This is a genomic window from Rossellomorea sp. DUT-2 (genome assembly GCF_052665285.1).
This window is the reverse complement of record NZ_JBQPEO010000003.1, coordinates 622,566-639,574: the sequence shown is the minus strand read 5'-3', so window position 1 is coordinate 639,574 and position 17,009 is coordinate 622,566. Positions and strand designations below refer to the sequence as shown.

Genomic DNA, 17,009 nt, shown 5'->3' with positions numbered 1-17,009 from the left:
TTTAAGTACAGTTATGATCCGGTTTGAGCCACATTTGATCCGGAATCAGGTTTTATGAACCGGTTTTCAATGTTTATGGTCCACTTTTTTAATATTTGAACATCTTGTCGAATATTCTAAATTCAGAATTAAGGTCCGTCCCTCTATCATTATAAGCTGTCTTCATATATCACCGTACGATCCTGATTATAGATCGATAGGTGAAGCTCGCTCTGAATGGTGAGATTTCTTTTACTTTTATCATAAAATAAGATTAATCCACGTTTACCTTCTAATGGTTGAGTGACCGTTGTGCCGTCATGAAACTTAACCTCGACTTCCTTTGCTTCGTCGAGGAGGCGCTCGTCGTTTATGATCACATGTGCATGGGGCATTCCGGTACTGCTCAATCCGAGGTTCACTTTTTGTTCGTCGTTTCCACTCCAACCGACATAGTCTTCTATCAACTTATCATTCTCATTGTTGGAAAGATAATAGATCCCATTCTGGAGTAGTAGGACGGTAGAGTCCTTTGTCTCTTCAATGGTTAAGGGATCGATGTTATGTTCGCTGATAAAGTCATCCACTTCCTGCCGGGAAGGAGAAGTATAGTTGGTGTGTGCTTCTTGATTGGAACACCCGATGAGGAGATATCCCACTAGTAAAAAGGTTATGAGTATTCTTTTCATAGAACGTTTCCTGCAGTCACATAGTCTATTAATCCCTGGACGGTTCCAGTACATACTTCAACCTCTGGCAAATGATAGAATGTCGTTGTCTGAGCAAAGTCACTTACTTCGTCATGAGGGGAATATAAGATGACTCGTTTATTGAGGCCAAGAGCTATCCCTAGTTCAACATGACTCCCTTTTCCCCCCGGTAACAACACGAGGATGACATCGGATTCGATGATGGCCTGTTTTTCCTTTTCACCAATCTTTTTCAGCTCCTCAACAGTCGAAGCCCTGCTATTCTGAGTCCAGTCATATGTATGGATATACCCTTTCCTTTTCAATCGTTCACTGACGTCACGTACTTGCTTAATGTTATGAAAGCTTGATGCAACATAAAAGTTCATGAGAGGCTCCTTTCTTATTGAAATCACAACCTTATTTTACCATAATATCTCAATTAAAAAAGGGAAACACCCGCTAACCAGGAGGCTCCCTATACATTCACCAGATGGAAAATTAACCACCAATATAAACACTTTCACAAGATCCGGCTGCCGGCTCATAATAACAATGATTTTTAAATTGACCGGAAAAAGGTTGATCATACCAGGTTGGAGGACATGGAGCATAGGGATTGAAATACCAAAGAGCATATTTAGCCGGGTGCTGAGCCCAATAATCCAAATTCTTTTTGGCTAATTTTTTTTCAACCGACCTCGCCCTGTTATAAAAGAGATTCCCTTTTTGAACAGCTTCAAAGGAATAATTTCCTCCCTGCACCTGAAAAATGACCTGTCGAATACTTCTCACTTTTTTAAAGTCTAAACAATCCGCTTTCGCACGATTCACGATGACGTTTCCGACATATAACATCCCTTGTTTTCCTTCACCCTCGGCTTCCGCTCGCATCATCCTTGCCATCAAAGCAACATCTGCATCTGTGTATTTGACTCTTGGCATTTTTTTCACCTCAGAAATATTTTATGAAAAAAGCCCACATTGATGTCATTATTTATAAATTTGGAGAGGTTAGTTTTTAAGTACGACAGAACTGCTTGACTGCCTTCTCACTATTCAAACATTAAAATCCCTGGGTCCTTGCCACAATGCACCAGCATAGTATGTAGTTGTCCCCTATGGTGATACACATGAGCCACTATTTGTAAAAGCCATTCATATCTTGTGTACGTCACTCCCCAATGGGAAGTTGTTTCCGTGAGAAGAGCTTTTTCTGATAAGTTCATATAGTTAGAACAAAGTGATTCGAAATGTTCCAGTAATCCTTCCCGTATCGATGTTAGGTTTTGATACGAAACCGACAAATAAAAAACTTCCATATCCTCTTGAGAAGCTTCATTGGAAATGCGCCAATCCGCTTCACAAATAAGCGCAATATGCTCTAAAAGTTCTCCGACGGAATGCTTGCCAGGGTCAGGTCTTTCATGCAGGTCTTTCTCTTCCAATTGGTCAATCATTTTCACCAGTGTTTCGATACAAACCTGAATTTGATGTAATGCTGATTTACAATAGGGATTCATCTTAACCTCCTCCAAGGTAAGTTGTTCAGGAAGGCTGCTAGCCGTCTCGTCCCTTGTTAAGGGCGCCTGACACTCACCTCTTTTTCCGTTCATTTCCCCTTTTAAAATTACCTGTTATCTTTGCCATGATCAGTTGGACGGCTTTGTCAGTTTCTGCCGCGTTCACATTCTTAATAAACTTTTCCGCTTCCTTCCCTTTTAAAATTTTCACACGTTTCCCCTCATATTCGATAAAAACAGATTGATCTTTATTGATCCGATACTGAAAAGGAGCCTCATCTAAACGGTTTCTTTTGTCGGTATTGTCCATGTTCATCCTCCATTAGTTAATTTCCGTATAATCACTTCCAGCAATGATTTCCTGCTCATGCATGCTTGTCCACTTCCCAACCGATACTTCAGGATGATTCTTTATATAGCTCTGAACGATTTCAAATCCGATTTTATAGTTGGCCCATTGTGGAATTCCTTTTGAAGGATTACCGCTTCTTAGACCTAAGTAAAGTCTTGGATCACTTGAATCTGCGAGTTCCATTAACTCTTTCACTACTTTTTCTTTTGTTTCTGTATTCATCGGTTCTTTCCAGGGGACTTCGATCTGTGGGTAGAGGATACTTGCAAACACATCTGCTTTCCCTTCCATCACAACCGCACCCAATATAGTATGCATCATGCCATCATTGCTCTCTCCCTCAATGGCATGGTTATATTCGTGGGCAACCGTATACTTCAATATGTCTTTATCGAATGATGCCGAAAGCTTCAACACAATCACATCCTCCGCCAGGACGACCCCTTCGACACCACCCATCTCTTCCACAGTGAGCGTATCTTCAGGATTTGCCGGTAAGACAATAATTTTCTTATTTTCTCCCGGAAGCTGCTCTGCCGAATTGATTAAGGATTCTTTGATGATCTGATCGGTGGAATCTTTATCCTGGGTCAATGCAACGATCGATTCCTCTAACTTGTCCAATTCATACGTGCCCTCAAAAGGATAAGCTAAGCTGAAACCTTCAATATCGGACAGCTCTTTGAATGGTTCAAAAACCTTTTCAATGTACACCGTCTCATTACTGCTTCCAGATTTCTCCCGGACGCTGTTTATGTATTCCTTCATTTCATCATACATGTAGAAAATCTCGAACTCCTGTTTATCTTGTGAGAATGTAATCGGAGATTCCTGTTCCTTCAGATGCACCGGTTGATCATTTGAACAGCTTATGAATAACAAAGATATCAAAGGAATGAGCAGTGTCTTTCCTAATGGTTTCATTCTTCTATCTCCTTTCAGATTAAAAATGAGCATATCCATCATAAATAAGGGATAAAATTCCATTTCATTATTTCTATACGTATATTTTTGGGAAAAGTTTCATTCTTCCATTAAAAAAGCATGAACCTGATAGGAACATGCTTTTAATAAACATAGAATATTATTCTCTTTTTTATTAATGCGTTTCGGTGACAGTATGAATGTAATGTATTCGAACTCAAATATAATAATAGGAATTCTTATCGAATGATCACTATCGAGGTTCATCCTTTTGATCCTTAACCAGTCATCTTCGCTTCGACCAAGTTGGATAGTGTTTTCTCAGCTTGATAGAATCCGTATAGTGGCTGATTGTTTAATATGATTTCATTTACTTTTTTTAAATAGATTCTCGCTCTTTTATGATCATTCTGCAGATGGGCAATGATCGCTTTGCCTCTGTAGTAAGAGACAGGTTCGATGTTGGAAAGTGAGTTCTGAAGGCGAGTGATTTCTTTGATGTTGGCTTCACCGTTTAAAAAGCAAGATAATTGCTTCATATGAGTGAGAAATGCCATTTGGAATTTATTGTTTTTCGTTATGGGAATCTGAACATACGGAACCATTGCTTCTTCAGCGGATGGAAAACCATGTTGCTCAATTTCAAAGTAGTAGTTCATCAAGAAAAATTGCACATTCTCCTCAACTGCTTCCTTTTGTTTTGCTTCTTGTATAAAGTCCCGGTTCCATTCAAGAGGTTGCTTTCTACTGAGCATCTCTCTCATGATAACTAATTCGTCCATTAGCTTCCCTGCTTCCTCATTCTTTTTGATTAATGTGAGGAGAATATAGCCGTCGGTTCGCATACTTGATTTCAGGGGCACAATGGTTGCGGCAAATATACAGGCATTCATGATGGCAAGATAGAAGAAAAACTCGTAGGATGTCCAATCAAATAATAGATAAAAGATGATTCCTGCTATGAATGATAGAATCGGTCCACCTGCTGCAAAGGCTGCCCATTTTGGAATAAGGGCTTCTTTTTTCACAAGGGGCGGCACCATCATGGCCACTCCGCCAAAGAAAAACCAACGCTTATTTTCTCTTAATTGTATACCACTTTTCGTTTGTTCGAATTGAATCGCCCCCAATGCTAAAAAACCAAATTCAAATCCGTTCCACCTCCCTGCCATCACATGACCGAGTTCATGCAGACCAACTGAAAGCAGCCATGCCAGGAAAAGACCTCCGATCACGGCAGTCATTTCCCTCGTTGGCTCGTACCAAACCCCAATTAATAAAAGGAATAACCCAAGAAGAGATAACCATTTTGGTGTAAAGAAAGACTTCATTTTTATAACTCCCAACTCATTGTTTTATAAAAGCAATCACCATAGTGATTGCTCATCCATATTATTAGTTCATCACCCATTTATCCTTCAAGAACAGGATTCTGCCAGTCACAAATATGACTAGCATCAAGATAAGATTGCTTCCGAACGTCAGGAAGAGATGCTGATAATCGATCACACCCATGAACAGTTCTTTAAATTGGCTGAACAGGTTCAGGACCGGAATGGCAAAGTGTTGGAAAGATAGTTCATTCAGTCCGACATTCGTGATGATCATACCGGGAAAGGCTGCGAGCATCATGATCGGTGCGCTGTAGCTTTGTGCTTCCTTGACGGTTTTCCCTATAATGCTGGTGATCATTTGAAGGGATGCAACGAACACCGCATACACGATGGTGAGAAGCAAGGAAAGGATGATGATTAAATACACATTATCTCCAAAGGATACAGCTGCTTTAAGATTTTCTGTAAAGAGACTGATTTCAATCGCCAGCACGATCAGCGTTACGATACCCGTGACCACACCCACTGTTGCAATGGTCAGCCACTTTGCCATCAGAAGTGTGGAGCGTTTGACCGGAGTCATGAGTAAGGCCTCCATCGTCTTCTTCTCTTTTTCACCGGCAAACAAATCGGCTGCAGAAGGACCCGTTCCCACCCCTATAGAAATGGCCAGTATCAACGGAACAAGGAAGGCCAGTAGGAACATGCTTGTGTCATCGTCTGACATCTCCTGTTGAGTGATGTTGAATGGCTCAATAAGGGAAAGGTCCGTCCCTTGAGCTTCGAGTCTCTCTGCTGTCACTTGTTTCTCATAAGCGCTCAATGCAGTGGTGACAATATTCATAAGGTTGCTGGATTTCTGGCTTAAGGAGTCACCAATGATGGTCACACCTGCTTCTTTTCCTTGTTCAATGTTACGCATGAAATTAGGACTTACAATCATGGCGGCAAGGGCCTCCCCTTCTTCAAGGGACTTCTCAGGATCAGCAGTTTTCACAATATCAATCGTTTCATATCCTGAAAATAGATCTGTCACTTCTTTACTAACAGACGATTCGACGGCAAGGGTGTACGTTTTCCCTTCGTCACCGGAAAACATATTTTCATAGAATAATACGAGTCCACTCATCATGAAGATGGGCAATAGGACCGTCAGTAACAGGGTTCTTCTGTCGCGGAAGCTGTCCTTCAATTCTTTCAAATAAATATTAAGAAGCAAAGTGTTCATCCCCTCTCACCAACTTGCTCATAAAGATATAGTTCATATCCCGACTCTCTTCTGTATGATAGAGGTGTTCGATGTCGCCGTGATACACCAATTCCCCTTTATGCATCATCGCTACCTTGTCGCATAGCAAGGACACTTCCTCCATGATATGGCTGGAGAAGACAATCGTTTTCCCTTCGCGTTTCAACTGATGGACGAGCTGCCGAAAGACGTTGGAAGACGTGATGTCCAACCCTGTCGTTGGTTCATCGAACAGTATGATATCAGGATTGTGGATCAACGTTCTCGCGATGGCAACCTTCTGACGCATACCTTTCGAGAAACCTGAAACTTTCCGGTCGAGGTAATCCCTCATCCCGAACATCCTCGCCAAATCATCGATGCGCACCTTCGTTTCATGCTTGCTTAAACCATATAACAGAGCAAAATATTGAAGGTTTTCCCTGGCGGTCAATCGGTCATAGAGTCCTGTTTCCCCTCCGAATAATACACCGATTCTCGTTTTTATTTCATTTGGGTGTTTAATCGTATCGTATCCTGCTACTTCCACAGATCCTTCAGTAGGAGTCAGTAGCGTCGCGATTGTTCGGAGCAGGGTTGTTTTTCCAGCTCCATTCTCCCCTAGAAGGCCAACGACCTCACCCTTCCCCACTGAAAAAGAGACATGCTTAAGCGCTGTGACATACTTCTTTTTGTCCTTGAACTGTTTCGTGACTTCGTGTATCTGTATCACTTTCTCTCACCTCATCCATTTATTATCTTAGGTCCATCATACAAACAAATAAGGAAACAATCTCCACTTATGTCGTGAAAAGTCCATTTCATGTCGTGAAAATGCCAAATTCTTCATTAAAAATGGTAAAATAAAGGGGACTTCAGAAGATGCGAGGCGAGAAGAAATGAAAATCGGTCTAGTAGATGATCGGATGATAGATTTAGATAAATTGAATGGCATCATTTCCCGCATACAGAATGTGGAGATTGTCTTTTCCACCACTTTGGCAGAAGAAGCCTATGATCAGATCAAGAAAGAAACGATTGACGTGTTGATAGCCGATATCGAGATGCCTCATTTGTCAGGTTATGAACTGGCGGATATCATTCATTCCCATGCCCTGGATATTTCCGTGATATTCGTAACAGGAAACAGTGGCTATGCCGTCCATGCCTTTGAATTGAATGTACATGACTACATCATGAAGCCCTATACAAATGACCGCTTGTTGAAATCAATAGAGCGACTGATGGAAAAGTCAAGGTCCGCTGAATTGACAGGAAGACTCTATTTAAAACAAAAGAATGATATCCATATTGTGCAGAAGAAGGACATTGTCTTTATTGAAAGATCCGGGCGATCGACTACGATCTACACCAAGGATGAAGAAATCAAAACCTATCTAACGTTGAATGAACTCGAGGGCGAATTACGCGAGCGGGACTTCATCCGATCTCATCGATCCTTCATCATCAATATTCACTACGTCAAGAACTTCTCTCTCTATGCGAAAAACTCATATGTGATTACATTTGAAGGACTCGACAAGCAAGCCATGATTACAAAGGAAAAGGTCGATTTCCTGCAAAAATATTACTTTTAAAAGGTGGAAACGCTGTGAACTTTTATTGGGTTACACTCATCCTGCTCGGATTCGTGCATCTGCATGCACTTCTATTGAATCTGCCTTGGGACGTCCCTTTCTATATAACATTTCTAGTAGTCTCACTCACTCTGTATATACTTTCTAGAAAAATACGGATCTCTTTCTTTAAACCTGGTCTGAAGTGGAACGTTGCCCTTTTTCTCATACAGCTCCTCCTATTGCTCCCTTACCTTGTGATGAAGACTTCCTGGTTTTACGGAGTATTTCTGGTGGTATTTATTGGCCTGGAATGTATAAGGGGAGAAGTGTTAAATCGAATGGCACAGCTCTATAAAGAAAACGGCCAATTTGAAGAAGAGCGTGCCCAGCTCACGGAGACCTTCCGCATCGTTCGCAGTGAACGACATGATTTTCTCAAGCATGTTTCCTCCATCCACTATATGCTTGAAAACCGGCACCATGAAGAGGCCACAGCCTACCTTGATGATTTGGTAGATGGGTATGAAGAGACGAATCTTTCCATTAAGGGTGAACGAGGAAGTATAGCAGGCATCCTACATCAAATGTACAGCCAGGGAAAGGCTTCGGGGTTGACGATGATTTACGATGTGGACATGCCCCTATCCACTCTGCCCATTCCGGATAAAAAGTTGGTGACACTACTTGGAAATCTGCTATCCAATAGCATCGATGCATCCATTGAATGGCAGAATCACTATGGTAAATCCGCCACCGTCACCCTTCAGTTCTACAAACGAAGCGGGCTGTATGTGCTGATCTGTCAAAATCCGAGCCTTCCGATTCCGATCCACATTCTGGATAAGCTTTATCAGAGTTATGGCCACACGACAAAAGGGGAGAAACACGAAGGGCTCGGTACCCAGGTCATTCAGGACACGGTCGGCGATCACCAAGGATTACTGGACTTTGTATACCGAGATGAAGAATTTACGGTGAAGATTAAATTTCCGGCAATCCATTAGAATTTTCATTTGAACAGTTAAGTCGAATATTTTTGTTACATGCAAAGGTCCGTCCCTCAGATGCATGCCAGTGTGTTCCATAAAGTTTTACCAATATAATAAACGGGAAAAGAGAAGCTATGATCAATCACCTGAGAGGAGGAATTCCCATCTTTGGAGATTCTGGAGTTGCGTTGTTTGTCATCATACCGATGGCCATTATCTTGGTCCTGATTGTAGCTACGATCCTCTTTTTCAAAAGAAAATCAGAGAAGGATAAGAATTTTTAAGGTTTCTATGGTCAGGACGGGGGCATTGGAATTCATAAATAAAGGGCTGGCCGAAAGTCATTAATGTGACTTTTTGGCCAGCCTCTTATTAGTTCCTGAATAGTATTAGACGGAACTTGCTTTTTGATCGTTTATTTTTTTCTGCGCCAGCCAAGTACGTATCATGCTAGGAACGCCCGCTGCCATACTGACCATAAAGCTCCACATGACATAGCGCCAATCCTCTGTGAAAGTTGCCACCCCGATGAAAAATATCAGTTGACCAACTAGTGCAAACCAGGAAGCAATCCATGCCAGTTTCATATTTTCTTTCACCCATTCTCCTCCTTCCCATTAAAAATCCAAGTATACGATTCTTCCCTTCCAATTATTTCAAAAAACTCCCGCTATCTCAACTTTTATAAAAAACTTCAGCTTACTCTCACTGAACTATATATAATGAGATTAGGTGATTAATATGAAACGTATTCATTACAGTTGGATTATTTTAACCATCGCTTTCTTTTCGATTATCGTGGCAGGCATTGTCCGATCTTCATCCGGAGTGTTTATTGAACCGTTTGAGAGCGAATTTGGATGGGACAGATCCATCATTTCCCTTGCGTTTGCTGTGGGCCTGTTTTTGTATGGAATATCCGGCCCCTTTATGGCAGCGCTTATTGAAGTACTGGGTTTAAAGAAAATGATGATCGGATCCATGGCTACTTTATTGTTGGGAACTCTTCTCACGTTAGTCATGAATCAACCATGGCAGCTTATTCTCATCTGGGGCATCATCATCGGATTGGGCTCCTCTCTTTTTCTAACGGTGCTCAGTCCTTACGTGGCCAATCGCTGGTTCGTGAAACGGAGAGGACTTGCAGTCGGAATCTTAACAGCAAGTACCGCAACGGGTCAGTTGATCCTCCTTCCGGTTTTAGCCATCATCATTGAACGATATTCATGGAGAGGGGCCATCAGCCTCATCATCATTCTAAGCATCATCATGTTATTCATAATCTCCTTCTTTATGAAAAGCTCCCCTAAAGATATCGGAATCGAGCCCTATGGAAAGGGTGACGGTATTCAAGTCAATGAGGAAAAGCCCAGGAATAATCCGATTGTGATTGCGTTCAATGGATTATTCCTCGCGGTTAAAGCAAAGGAATTCTGGTTACTGGCGGGAAGCTTCTTTATATGCGGACTGTCCACCAGCGGCTTGATTGGGACCCATTTTGTCTCCTATTGTTTAAGCTATGGCATTCCATTGGTGACGGCTGCATCCTTACTGTCTTTCATGGGGATATTCGACCTTGTCGGCACCACATTATCCGGCTGGCTTTCTGACCGCTTCGATAATCGCTGGCTGTTGTTTTGGTATTATGCCTTAAGAGGAGGTTCTTTGGTCTTACTTCCCTTTGCTTTGTCTGAAGGGTCTGTTACTTTGCTCATCATCTTCTCTGTGTTCTATGGATTGGACTGGATTGCGACCGTACCTCCTACCATCAACATCTCGAGGCAAATCTTCGGGGTCGCCAAAAGCGGGATCATTTATGGGTGGATCTTTGCCGCACATCAGGCCGGCGCAGCCGTTGCGGCGTTTGGCGGCGGGATCATATTCAATCTATTCAACTCCTATACTTGGGCATTTTTCCTCGCCGGAGTATTCTGTGTGCTGGCCAGTTTGTTTGTCGTGTTGATCAAGAAGGAGGGACGGACCTTGTACTCCTGATTTGAAGTGCAAGGTCCGTCCCTTTGTGTTAACAATTTAAGACGGTTCGCTATTATAGAGGTCCACTTCTATATGTTCAAAAAATGGACTCGGTTCGCCTACGCAGAATAGCTGCAGCTCGTGCATAGCCCTTGTGCAGGCTGTGTAGAACAAGCGGCTGAGGCTTTCGTCACCATAGGATTGGGCGGATGCGTCATAAAGGATGACGGCGTCAAATTCGATTCCTTTTGCCAGGTATGCCGGGATGACGATCACGCCCTGTTCGTATTCAAGGGAAGCGCTTTTCATGAGCTTGATGTCTTCTACACCGCTTAAAGAGGCGTATGCGGCTTCACTTTCTTTTGCAGATTTACAAATGACGGCTATGGAATGGTAGTCCCGGTCCTGCCATTCTTGTATTTTCGCTGCAATTCGCCCGTGAAGTTCATCGTGATCAGCGACCTGGGTGAGCACCGGTTTTACACCATCCCGGTCAAATGGGGATATCTGGTCGCCGCCAGGTACAAGCCTGCGTGTGAACTCGATGATCGGCTTGGTGGACCGGTAGCTTTGAGTCAAGTTGATCATGTTGGTCTCATCCTGTCCATAGAGTCCGGTCAGTGTGCTGAAATCCACGTGCTTACGGGCATGGGCAAAGATCGCCTGATTAAAGTCGCCGAGCACGGTCATTTTGGCTGAAGGAAATAGACGCTTGATGAATTCGAATTGAAAGGGTGAGTAGTCCTGGGCTTCGTCGATGAGCACATGCTTAATCGACGTATTGGTCTGAAAGCCGAGAATCAGCTCTTTTAACAATAAAAAAGGAGTCGCATCCTCGTAGGACAATTCCCCTTCCTCTAGCATGTTCACAGTCGAACGGCAAATATCCTCCCACTCTTCAGGGATCTCCCCATTCCATAATGTGGAGATGTTCGCCGGATCAGCAAAAAGCTGAAGATACATTCCCTTCACGTCCACATATCGGAATCTCTCGATCGCTTTGCGCAGTCCCTTGAATCTCCTGCGAACGGTCAATCGGGCCAGCGCCTCATACTCGATTTCATAATCATTCGAAGGATTTTTCTTCTGCAGGTGCTGATGCGCTTTGTGATAGTCCTCATTGCTCATCAGCTCGATTTCTTCCTCTACCCAAGGCTTGCTCCGTTCAATCTTCTCAGCTTCATCGATCTGTTTATTGATCCACTCGGTCAATTTCTCCAGCCTGTTATGAAAACGCAGTGACTTATCACTGGAATAAAATCGTTCCTCGATTTGACTTGCTGTAACGATCGGCTTTCCCCGAAACTTAATTCCTTTGAATCGCAGCCCGGATTCCTCCAGTGACGTTCTGTATAATTTAATGATGTCAAAGAAATCCGTCGATGCCTTGAAGGAGATGCTTGCCGTCCTGGTCCGGTATGATGGGGCATCCGTTTCAGTCAGGACATACTCCAATTGACTGTATGGTCCCTCCAACTCGAACTCGGCACTCAATCGATGATCTAAATATTCCTGAAAGGTCACCTGCTCCATATTCTCTTCACCAAGCTCAGGCAGTACGTTCGATACGTAGCTGTTGAACATGGCGTTCGGAGAGAACAGAATGATTTGATCCGCCTTGAGACTGCCCCGATATTTATAAAGTAAATACGCAATCCGCTGAAGTGCTGCCGAGGTTTTCCCGCTGCCTGCTGCGCCTTGAACGATGAGCAGCCGACCGTGATCGTGCCTGATGATTTGATTCTGCTTCTGCTGGATGGTTGCCACGATGCTGTTCATATGGGTATCGGTCCGCTTCCCGAGCACCTCCTGCAAAATTTCATCCCCGATCGTCAGACTGGTATCGAACATGGAGTCGATGACGCCGTCCCGGATGAGATACTGCCATTTTTTCTCAAGCGTCCCTCTGACTATGCCACCGGGTGTGGTGTATTCTGCGGGACCTGGCGGATGATCATAATAAACGCTCGAAATCGGAGCGCGCCAATCATAGACCAGGAAATCATCCCCACTTTGATCCGTGAGGGTGGCAATGCCGATATAGACCTTTTCCGACTCCGATTCTCCTTCTTCGAAAAAATCAATACGTCCGAAATAAGGCTTTCCCTTCATGCGTTGTAGAGCGGATAGCTTTTTTACTGCCTGTCTGTGAGTGCTTTGACTAACGGTCAACACTTGTGCCTGCTGCCTCAAACTGAGGACGGTTTCCAGAAAATCATCGAAGGTATCGGTATTCACCTTGACCTCATCCCAGAAGTGTTTACGGATCTCCACCACTTCCTCTTGTCGTCGTCCGGTTTCATCCTCCAGGCGTCCGATTTGCTCCACAATTGTCTCAATGACACGGTCCACACGTTCCTGCTCCTGCCGAATTTCAAGATTCATCCAAGCACTCCTTTTCCTAAAAAAATTGAGGGTTGACGAAAGAGTAAATTATGTTATATAATTATTATTGAGGTAATATGTTTTAATTTACTCAACTTAAGCGTTTCTGTTCTAATTTATCACAAATTAACATTCTAATCAATATAAATTTAAAGACTGTTGGACGATCGATTTTCGTTTGGCAGTCTTTTTTTGTGAGAAAAAGAGGGACGGACCTCATGCCTTCATTTGAAAGCACAAGGTCCGTCCCTAAGCACTATAAAAATCCTTTCCCCATAACAACATAACTTTCCATAATCTGCGCAGGCACTAAGTTCCCACCTGTCGCCCACACTAGATGAGTCGCTTGAGTTAATTGAGTTCTAGTTAACGAAAGGGATTCAAGATGCTCTCGTATCTGTATAGAGGTTGGGCCAAGCATCCCGGCAAGCGCGGAAGGCTCTAAGGAAATGGATTCTGATTGGTGTAATAGAGCCAGCATTTTAAATAAGTTCTCATCATTGACTGTATACACGCCGTTCACCAGTTCCTGCACCATCCTTCCTGATAATGCCGAGGGGCGCCCGACGGCCAGTCCATCGGCTTCTGTCCGATTGCTTAATCCTATATCCTGGACAGAAATCTTTTCATGCTTTCCAGTCGAAAGCCCAATAAGCATACATGGAGAATTGGTTGGTTCGGCAAAATAACAATGAACATGATCACCAAATACATGCTTCAATCCGTACGTCACCCCTCCAGGTCCACCCCCGACACCGCATGGCAAATACACAATCAATGGGTGATCCCGGTCAACAACAATCCCCTTTTCTTCTAACTGCTTTCGCAACCGCAGTGCAGCGACTGCATAGCCCATGAAAAGATCCTTCGAGTTTTCATCATCTATGAAAAAACCATTCGAGTCCTTCATACATTGCTTTCGCCCTTCTTCAACGGCATAAGAGAAATCTTTCTGATGCTCGATCACCGTTACTCCTTTTTCTCTGAGAAGCTCCTTTTTCCACTCTTTCGCTTCACGTGACATATGAACCGTCACATTGAAACCAAGAGCTGCACCGATGGTTCCAATACTTAAGGCTAAGTTCCCCGTCGAGCCTACCGCAATGGAGTACTGTGAAAAGAACTCCTTAAACGAGGGATTGGCTAAAACGGAGTAGTCGTCCGTCAATTGAATCATATCGTGTTGAATCAGCAGAGTTTCTGCCAGCTTCAGTACTTCGTAGATTCCCCCTCTGGCTTTAATGGAACCGGCAATGGGCAGCTCATTGTCACATTTCAACAATAGCTTTCCCGATATGGTAGTTTGATAATATTTTTCCAGTTCTCTCTGCATATCCGGAAGCCTTTGGATAGGTGACTCAATGATTCCATTCTTCTCTTCTGTTTCGGGAAATACGTGTCTTATGTACGGGGCAAACCGAAGAAGCCTCTTTTCAGCTTCATAGATATCACTCCCCTCTACAGGGTTTGTATCAGAATTGACCCAGGATTTCAGTGATGAGTTTGACCAGAAGGTTTCTTTCATTGCTTTTAGATCGGAAAGTAAAGCAGGTTTCAGGCCGTATGTAGGTTCCATCATTATCTCCCCCTCAATTTACGTTTCATTTTACAGAAGTTTTAGTGCCTTTAGAAGTTTAATGCTGACGATTTCTTGAAGGTGAAAAATAGTCAGCATGACACACTTTGTAGAATTCTATTATTTTTTATCAATTTCCGGGGAAATAGTTGTAGAAATTTGGAGGACAAATTGACTACCCCCTCGTCCCAATAAGTTCATATGAGTTTACCGGGACTAGGTGGCTAGTCTCATATCACATTGTGATAGAATGAAAGAAACAATGAAACCAGTTAAGAAAATATGAAAAGCTATTAAGGGGGAAAGTGAAGAATGACAGAATCAAAGGATTGGAAACATGGTGCTCGCGGGCATTCATTTATCACTTCGTTTAGCGGAGGAAAAGATAGTGTTTTAGCTCTATACAAAGCATCGATGGATGGAGATGCTTTGGGGCTGATTGTGATGCTGGAGGAAGAAGGAAAGCGGTCCAGATCCCACGGGATGCCTCCTGAGCTTATCCGTGCACAAGCGGAATCTATCGGATTGCCCGTATTCACAGCAGCTGCCAGTTGGACAGATTATGAAAAAGTCTTCATGACCCTTTTAGAAAATGCAAAGAATCATGGGGCCGAAGTGTTAGTAACGGGAGACCTGGATATGCCTGAACACGGCTGCTGGCATGAAAAAGTGGCGCAGAACGCAGGGCTAAAGCTTGGGATGCCTTTATGGGGAATGAACCATCGTGAAGCTGTCGAAGAATTCATCAATCTAGGATTTGTATCCATCGTTGTAACGGTTAATTTATCCCTGGGCATGCAAACAGGCGATTTAGGCCGAACGTTAACCCATGAATACATAAAGGAACTTGAAGCCCGAGGAATCGATCCCTGCGGAGAGGGTGGCGAGTTCCATACCACAGTAGTGGATGGGCCGATATTCAAACAGCCTGTTCCCGTTTTAAAACGTGAGATTTTGAAAGACGGAGAGTATGCGTTTTTGCCGTTGGAACTGGATAAGATGTCGGAATCACGTTAGAAAGTGACCTGAATGATTATTGAATGAAGAAAAAGCTGCAGATCAGATGTTTGATCTGCAGCTTTTTTGCCCCTATAAATAAAATGATTAAATTATTATTGCACTCCTGATTCCAACACCAGGTGTTCTTTGAGTGTTTGCTGTAATGTACCCTGTGTCTCTACTTGACTGTCAAATGCCACTCCCGAATCAACTATTTTTCTAACAAGCTCTACACGCAGCCCTGTAAGGATTGCTTTGCATCCCATCATATTCATTCCGTTTAAGATCTTCTCAAATTGAAAAATGACATCGAATTCCATTTCTGCAATACCCGATAAATCTATAATTAAGGTTTGAATTTTCATCGAACTGATTCCCATCAACACTTTTTCTTCCAGTGTTTGGACACGATAGGTATCGATCATTCCGATTAAAGGCAGTACCGCAATCGAGCTATTGATCGGGATGATAGGTACCGATAGATTTTCCACCAGCTTTTTTTGCGACAATAGCAGTTCATCTTTGTAATCAGAATAACTGATAAAGAAAGTATTCAGGAACTGATCAACGCTGTCATTAATTCTTTTTTCCAAATCAAAGAATTTCTTTCGTGGAGATTCATTATCCTCATACTGATCATCATATTGATAAAGGAAATACCATAAAGTTCTTCTAATTGCATGTACCCATTCCAGCTTGAATGAAAGTGTGAGAGAATGTTGCGCCCATGCCTTACCCTCTACTTTTGCAAATTCAACCAGCTCTTTTTCTCTGTTTCCAACGATATAGTGAGCTAACATTTCTGCATTCTTTAATAAATCGATGTTTCCTTTTTCTAATATATCATTGATTTTGCTTCCAACATTTACAGCTTCAGATAAGAGCATTTGCTGGAATTTCTCTCTGTTAGCTGTAAGGAAATCCGCTACCTCTTCCTTATTATGGAATAACCTATTCATAATAACTCGCTCCTTTTTATCCCTGATATATTCCTTATTCGTTACTATAAACAAAAAACCTTCTAAAACAAGTATTTCAAATATATATTAAATATTTCACACCTTTATAATCGTTAGGTTTATTGGAAAGAAAATCCTTAATCAATTTACCCATTATTTTAAATAGAATGGTTGATTGTAATAAATTCAAAGATCAGGGGTATGGAACCTTTGTAGAGCAAGAGGAAGTTCAGAAAATAAGATTGAGAGGGAATCAGCTCCCTTTCAATCTTATTTGGAAATAAATCAATTTCTATTTATTCTTTCTTTCCTGTGCTTTAATAGCCACCTTTTCGAGTCCATTTTGTGCAAATTCCACATCTGACTTCGGCATCCCTTTATTATTCTTAAGGTCCTTATTTTTCTGTTTAGACATTCTTTCACCACCCTTTTTGTTTTGTTTTTATAGTGCTCAAGGATGGCAACAAATATGAAAACACTCGTTACTTTTATATGCAGGTTGGGAGGCCCGCAAAAAA

The 17,009-nt window shown here is 42.5% G+C and carries 18 protein-coding genes; 4 read left to right on the top strand and 14 right to left on the bottom strand.

From position 1 onward, the window contains the following. Window positions 1-149: 149 nt before the first annotated feature. The 9 genes from ACOSV2_RS14210 to ACOSV2_RS14170 all read right to left on the bottom strand — a co-directional run bounded on the left by ACOSV2_RS14210 (window position 150) and on the right by ACOSV2_RS14170 (window position 6,762). Window positions 150-668, bottom strand: coding sequence for a hypothetical protein (locus ACOSV2_RS14210; protein ID WP_428975668.1), 519 nt, complete (start codon window positions 666-668; stop codon window positions 150-152). Continuing rightward, a complete protein-coding gene (locus ACOSV2_RS14205; protein WP_428975667.1) occupies window positions 665-1,057 on the bottom strand; it encodes a nucleoside 2-deoxyribosyltransferase in 393 nt (130 codons plus the stop codon). The genes ACOSV2_RS14210 and ACOSV2_RS14205 overlap by 4 nt, the downstream gene beginning before the upstream one ends. Before the next feature lie 112 nt (window positions 1,058-1,169). Further along, complete coding sequence (locus ACOSV2_RS14200) at window positions 1,170-1,613, bottom strand: cell wall hydrolase (protein ID WP_428975666.1); 444 nt, start codon at window positions 1,611-1,613, stop codon at window positions 1,170-1,172. 110 nt (window positions 1,614-1,723) lie between these two features. After that, window positions 1,724-2,191, bottom strand: coding sequence for a DinB family protein (locus tag ACOSV2_RS14195; RefSeq protein ID WP_428975894.1), 468 nt, complete (start codon window positions 2,189-2,191; stop codon window positions 1,724-1,726). Between the two features lie 73 nt (window positions 2,192-2,264). Further along, on the bottom strand, window positions 2,265-2,501 hold the full coding sequence (locus ACOSV2_RS14190) for a hypothetical protein (RefSeq protein ID WP_428975665.1): 237 nt from the start codon (window positions 2,499-2,501) through the stop codon (window positions 2,265-2,267). Window positions 2,502-2,513: 12 nt separating this feature from the next. Next, window positions 2,514-3,467 carry a DUF2268 domain-containing protein gene (locus ACOSV2_RS14185; RefSeq protein WP_428975664.1) on the bottom strand — a complete coding sequence of 318 codons (954 nt, stop codon included), beginning with the start codon at window positions 3,465-3,467 and terminating at the stop codon, window positions 2,514-2,516. A gap of 278 nt (window positions 3,468-3,745) precedes the next feature. After that, window positions 3,746-4,798 (bottom strand): site-2 protease family protein, encoded by a 1,053-nt coding sequence (locus tag ACOSV2_RS14180; RefSeq protein ID WP_428975663.1) that lies wholly within the window; start codon window positions 4,796-4,798, stop codon window positions 3,746-3,748. Window positions 4,799-4,862: 64 nt separating this feature from the next. Continuing rightward, window positions 4,863-6,029, bottom strand: a complete 1,167-nt coding sequence (locus tag ACOSV2_RS14175) for an ABC transporter permease (protein ID WP_428975662.1) — start codon at window positions 6,027-6,029, stop codon at window positions 4,863-4,865. Further along, the gene (locus ACOSV2_RS14170; RefSeq protein ID WP_428975661.1) at window positions 6,010-6,762 is read right to left on the bottom strand and encodes an ATP-binding cassette domain-containing protein; all 753 of its coding nucleotides are present in this window, start codon (window positions 6,760-6,762) and stop codon (window positions 6,010-6,012) included. Before ACOSV2_RS14170 ends, ACOSV2_RS14175 begins: the two co-directional genes overlap by 20 nt. 166 nt (window positions 6,763-6,928) lie before the next feature. On the opposite strand from ACOSV2_RS14170, the gene ACOSV2_RS14165 reads away from it, so the two are divergent. Both ACOSV2_RS14165 and ACOSV2_RS14160 read left to right on the top strand, forming a co-directional pair. Beyond that, complete coding sequence (locus ACOSV2_RS14165; RefSeq protein WP_428975660.1) at window positions 6,929-7,627, top strand: LytR/AlgR family response regulator transcription factor; 699 nt, start codon at window positions 6,929-6,931, stop codon at window positions 7,625-7,627. Window positions 7,628-7,641: 14 nt separating this feature from the next. Then, complete coding sequence (locus ACOSV2_RS14160; protein WP_428975659.1) at window positions 7,642-8,613, top strand: sensor histidine kinase; 972 nt, start codon at window positions 7,642-7,644, stop codon at window positions 8,611-8,613. Window positions 8,614-8,987: 374 nt separating this feature from the next. Here ACOSV2_RS14160 and ACOSV2_RS14155 read toward each other — a convergent pair whose 3' ends face one another. Next, a complete protein-coding gene (locus tag ACOSV2_RS14155; protein ID WP_428975658.1) occupies window positions 8,988-9,197 on the bottom strand; it encodes a hypothetical protein in 210 nt (69 codons plus the stop codon). A 142-nt stretch (window positions 9,198-9,339) separates the two neighbouring features. On the opposite strand from ACOSV2_RS14155, the gene ACOSV2_RS14150 reads away from it, so the two are divergent. Then, a complete protein-coding gene (locus ACOSV2_RS14150) occupies window positions 9,340-10,593 on the top strand; it encodes an MFS transporter (protein WP_428975657.1) in 1,254 nt (417 codons plus the stop codon). Window positions 10,594-10,629: 36 nt separating this feature from the next. Here ACOSV2_RS14150 and helD read toward each other — a convergent pair whose 3' ends face one another. Both helD and ACOSV2_RS14140 read right to left on the bottom strand, forming a co-directional pair. After that, a complete protein-coding gene (gene helD / locus ACOSV2_RS14145) occupies window positions 10,630-12,957 on the bottom strand; it encodes an RNA polymerase recycling motor HelD (protein ID WP_428975656.1) in 2,328 nt (775 codons plus the stop codon). A gap of 256 nt (window positions 12,958-13,213) precedes the next feature. Then, window positions 13,214-14,536 carry a D-serine ammonia-lyase gene (locus ACOSV2_RS14140; RefSeq protein ID WP_428975655.1) on the bottom strand — a complete coding sequence of 441 codons (1,323 nt, stop codon included), beginning with the start codon at window positions 14,534-14,536 and terminating at the stop codon, window positions 13,214-13,216. A gap of 309 nt (window positions 14,537-14,845) precedes the next feature. On the opposite strand from ACOSV2_RS14140, the gene ACOSV2_RS14135 reads away from it, so the two are divergent. After that, window positions 14,846-15,550 carry a Dph6-related ATP pyrophosphatase gene (locus ACOSV2_RS14135; RefSeq protein WP_428975654.1) on the top strand — a complete coding sequence of 235 codons (705 nt, stop codon included), beginning with the start codon at window positions 14,846-14,848 and terminating at the stop codon, window positions 15,548-15,550. 95 nt (window positions 15,551-15,645) lie between these two features. Here ACOSV2_RS14135 and ACOSV2_RS14130 read toward each other — a convergent pair whose 3' ends face one another. After that, window positions 15,646-16,491, bottom strand: a complete 846-nt coding sequence (locus ACOSV2_RS14130; protein ID WP_428975653.1) for an STAS domain-containing protein — start codon at window positions 16,489-16,491, stop codon at window positions 15,646-15,648. A 292-nt stretch (window positions 16,492-16,783) separates the two neighbouring features. Beyond that, on the bottom strand, window positions 16,784-16,906 hold the full coding sequence (locus ACOSV2_RS14125; protein ID WP_428975652.1) for a hypothetical protein: 123 nt from the start codon (window positions 16,904-16,906) through the stop codon (window positions 16,784-16,786). Between the last annotated feature and the right edge of the window lie 103 nt (window positions 16,907-17,009).

Excerpts from the sequence above, each read along its gene's own strand:
- ACOSV2_RS14210 (WP_428975668.1), bottom strand. The coding sequence starts at position 668 with ATGAAAAGAATACTCATAACCTTTTTACTAGTGGGATATCTCCTCATC.
- ACOSV2_RS14205 (WP_428975667.1), bottom strand. The coding sequence starts at position 1,057 with ATGAACTTTTATGTTGCATCAAGCTTTCATAACATTAAGCAAGTACGT.
- ACOSV2_RS14200 (WP_428975666.1), bottom strand. The coding sequence starts at position 1,613 with ATGCCAAGAGTCAAATACACAGATGCAGATGTTGCTTTGATGGCAAGG.
- ACOSV2_RS14195 (WP_428975894.1), bottom strand. The coding sequence starts at position 2,191 with ATGAATCCCTATTGTAAATCAGCATTACATCAAATTCAGGTTTGTATC.
- ACOSV2_RS14190 (WP_428975665.1), bottom strand. The coding sequence starts at position 2,501 with ATGGACAATACCGACAAAAGAAACCGTTTAGATGAGGCTCCTTTTCAG.
- ACOSV2_RS14185 (WP_428975664.1), bottom strand. The coding sequence starts at position 3,467 with ATGAAACCATTAGGAAAGACACTGCTCATTCCTTTGATATCTTTGTTA.
- ACOSV2_RS14180 (WP_428975663.1), bottom strand. The coding sequence starts at position 4,798 with ATGAAGTCTTTCTTTACACCAAAATGGTTATCTCTTCTTGGGTTATTC.
- ACOSV2_RS14175 (WP_428975662.1), bottom strand. The coding sequence starts at position 6,029 with ATGAACACTTTGCTTCTTAATATTTATTTGAAAGAATTGAAGGACAGC.
- ACOSV2_RS14165 (WP_428975660.1), top strand. The coding sequence starts at position 6,929 with ATGAAAATCGGTCTAGTAGATGATCGGATGATAGATTTAGATAAATTG.
- ACOSV2_RS14150 (WP_428975657.1), top strand. The coding sequence starts at position 9,340 with ATGAAACGTATTCATTACAGTTGGATTATTTTAACCATCGCTTTCTTT.
- helD (WP_428975656.1), bottom strand. The coding sequence starts at position 12,957 with ATGAATCTTGAAATTCGGCAGGAGCAGGAACGTGTGGACCGTGTCATT.
- ACOSV2_RS14140 (WP_428975655.1), bottom strand. The coding sequence starts at position 14,536 with ATGATGGAACCTACATACGGCCTGAAACCTGCTTTACTTTCCGATCTA.
- ACOSV2_RS14135 (WP_428975654.1), top strand. The coding sequence starts at position 14,846 with ATGACAGAATCAAAGGATTGGAAACATGGTGCTCGCGGGCATTCATTT.
- ACOSV2_RS14130 (WP_428975653.1), bottom strand. The coding sequence starts at position 16,491 with ATGAATAGGTTATTCCATAATAAGGAAGAGGTAGCGGATTTCCTTACA.
- ACOSV2_RS14125 (WP_428975652.1), bottom strand. The coding sequence starts at position 16,906 with ATGTCTAAACAGAAAAATAAGGACCTTAAGAATAATAAAGGGATGCCG.